General features: G+C 65.0%; 3 protein-coding genes. All 3 read right to left on the bottom strand.

The annotated features are described in order from the left end of the window. Positions 1–409: site-2 protease family protein (locus tag NZM16_RS11245; protein ID WP_295480438.1), on the bottom strand; the 409-nt coding region annotated here is incomplete at its 3' end. 93 nt (positions 410–502) lie between these two features. Beyond that, a complete protein-coding gene (gene gltX / locus NZM16_RS11250) occupies positions 503–1,996 on the bottom strand; it encodes a glutamate--tRNA ligase (RefSeq protein ID WP_295480440.1) in 1,494 nt (497 codons plus the stop codon). Between the two features lie 160 nt (positions 1,997–2,156). Then, the gene (locus NZM16_RS14090) at positions 2,157–2,720 is read right to left on the bottom strand and encodes a hypothetical protein (protein ID WP_367281028.1); all 564 of its coding nucleotides are present in this window, start codon (positions 2,718–2,720) and stop codon (positions 2,157–2,159) included. Positions 2,721–2,725 lie beyond the last annotated feature (5 nt).

Consider the following 2,725-nt stretch of genomic DNA (forward strand, 5'->3'; position numbering starts at 1 on the left):
ATCCCCAGTGTCCTGCTTCCGATTCCCGGGGGATTCCGCCCAGCCCTAGGGCGCTCAGGCTCAGCGCGATCAGGAGGTTGACCGCCGGACCGGCAAGGGCGATGACGAACTCCGCGCTGAAGCAGCCCGGCGGCAGGCGCACTGTGATGAACCCGCCTAGTGGCCAGAGAACCAAGGAAGTCACTGGCGTCCGGAGCAGGCGGGCGGCCAGTAGATGACCAAGCTCATGCAGCAGCACCAGGCCGAACAGAAGCCCCCACCAGAGCCCCTGGCGAAGGGCCTCCTGCCATCCCCCGAGCGCCCCGGCGCCTGCCACCGCGATCCCCAGCAGCGCCAGCAGGCTCCAGTGAACCTGCACCGGCGTTCCGGCGAATGTGAACAGCTGAAAGGTCAGAGAACGAGACTTCAATGACCGTCACCTCTTTCCGGGCGCGGCCTTTGCCGCGCGGGAAGGGAGGAAGTCAACGTTCTGGCCGCCGAAGGCAGCCTGCCTTCCTGTTCTTCAGCGCTCCGACGAAGGCACCTGTTCCAGCAGACGGATGGCAGATTCCAGACGGGTCAGCGTCCGCTGGCGGCCCAGCAGGGCCATGGACTCGAACAGCGGCGGCGTGACCCGCCGGCCGGTCACCGCCACCCGGATCGCCATAAACAGCGTGCCGGCCTTCACCCCCAATCGCTCGGCCAGCCCGCGCAGCGCAGCCTCGAGGGCCTCATGGGTGAACTCCGGAAGGCCCTCCAGCGCCCGCAGGGCCTCCGTTAACCAGACGCGAACCTGTTCCGGGGCGCTCCCCTTCGGCACCAGATCCTCCAGCACCGGGGAGACGTCCTCTTTCCAAAGGAACTCCAGCATCTCCGCCCCTTCCCGGAGGGTTTTGATCCGCTCCTGGATCAGGGGGATCGCCCTCCGGAGCGTCTCCAGGTCGGGGTGCAGGCCCAAATCCTCGAGGTAAGGACATAGGCGTTCGGCCAGCGCCTCCGGGGTCAGGCGGCGGATGTAGACGCCGTTCATCCATTCCAGCTTCTCGTAATTGAAAGCCGCCGGCTTGGGGTTGATCCCCGAGATGTCGAACTTTTCGATCAACTCCTCTACGGTGAACAGCTCTGTTTTGTCGTCATACGCCCAGCCGGTCAGCGCCAGGAAGTTCACTAGGGCCTCCGGCAGGTAGCCCTCCTCCCGGAAATCCCGGACGAAGACGGCGGTCTCCCAGCGCCCCTGCTCCTGCAGCACTCGCTTGCTCATCTTGCCCTTTCCGGTGGGACTCAGGATGATGGGGAGGTGAGCGAACTGGGGAGGTTCCCAGCCGAAGGCCCGATAGAGCAGGATGTGGCGCGGGGTGCTGGGGATCCACTCATCGGCCCGCATCACATGGGTGATGCGCATGAGGTGATCGTCCACCACGTTGGCCAGGTGATACGTGGGGTAGCCGTCGGATTTCAGCAGCACGAAATCGTCCTGCGTCCGGTTCTGGACCGAGATCTCTCCATGCACCAGGTCGTGGAAGGTCGTGGTCCCCTCCAGGGGGACCTTCAAGCGGATCACGAAAGGCTCCCCGGCGGCGATACGGCGCTGGGCTTCCTCCGGTGAGACGTTATATCGGCAGAACCGATCGTAGCCGGTAGGTTGCTTGCGGGCCTCCTGCTCACGGCGCAATCGCTCCAGGCGCTCTTCCGAACAGAAGCAGTAATACGCATGGCCCATAGCGACCAGGCGATGGGCGTGCTCCCGGTAGATCTCCAGGCGCTGGGACTGGATATACGGGCCGTAGGGCCCTCCCACCTCGGGCCCTTCGTCCCAGTTCAGGCCCAGCCATCGCAGGGAGTCCAGGATATCCTCGAGGGCACCGGGCACCAGGCGCTTGCGATCCGTATCCTCGATCCGCAGGATGAACTGCCCGCCGTGGTGGCGGGCGAAGAGCCAGTTGAACAGCGCCGTGCGGGCCCCGCCGACATGCAGGAACCCCGTCGGGCTGGGCGCGAAACGAACCCGAACGGACATAATGTCCTCCCACCTTTCAGCTCGTGAAGCGTATAGAGCGGGCGCTGGATGGCTGCCCGTCCTTGAGGTAATTGTAGCGCACAAGCTGCCGGTCTCCCATGCGGCCTCTGAGGGGGGTGTATCCCAGATTCGTCGGGCGTTGATGACCGCCACCGGGCGCCTATTGAAGTCGCTCTGACCTGGGCCTTCGGCCGAGGATCGGCCTCCGCCGATCCCCTATTGAGCTTCGGCGAAGGCTGACGCCTGGCGCGGGGTGCCCAGGAAGGGCTGATTTCCGATCAGCGCCTCCGGCCATCGGACGATTCCGACAAAAATGGGACACACCCTTTGAGGGATCCTCGGCGGAGCTCCTGAGAGCAAGGCGCGCATCCCTGCAGTGGAGGGCAAGCCCCAGTGCAGATCGGCAGGTTAGCAACCGAGGTTGCGGATGGAGGGAACGGTTCGCCCTGGCTGCCGTTCCGAGGGTTGGAGAAGCGATCGGTGGTGTTCGCCTGGGGATCGAGAGCACGCCGGGGGAGAGATTTGAGGCGATCGCTCTTGGGCAATCTATGCCATTGAATCGTCGCCTGTTCTCACCGGAGGCGTATTCATACCGCTGCCAGGTGCGGGGCTCCCAGGGCCGCCCCGGCAACGGCTCCCGCGTCAGCCATACCCCCGCCCAGGGGTCGTAGAGCCGGAAGCCAAACTCATACAGGCCCAGGCGCTCGTCCCATTCCTTGCCCAGAAAGG

Source organism: Thermoflexus sp. (assembly GCF_025055495.1).
GTDB lineage: Bacteria > Chloroflexota > Anaerolineae > Thermoflexales > Thermoflexaceae > Thermoflexus.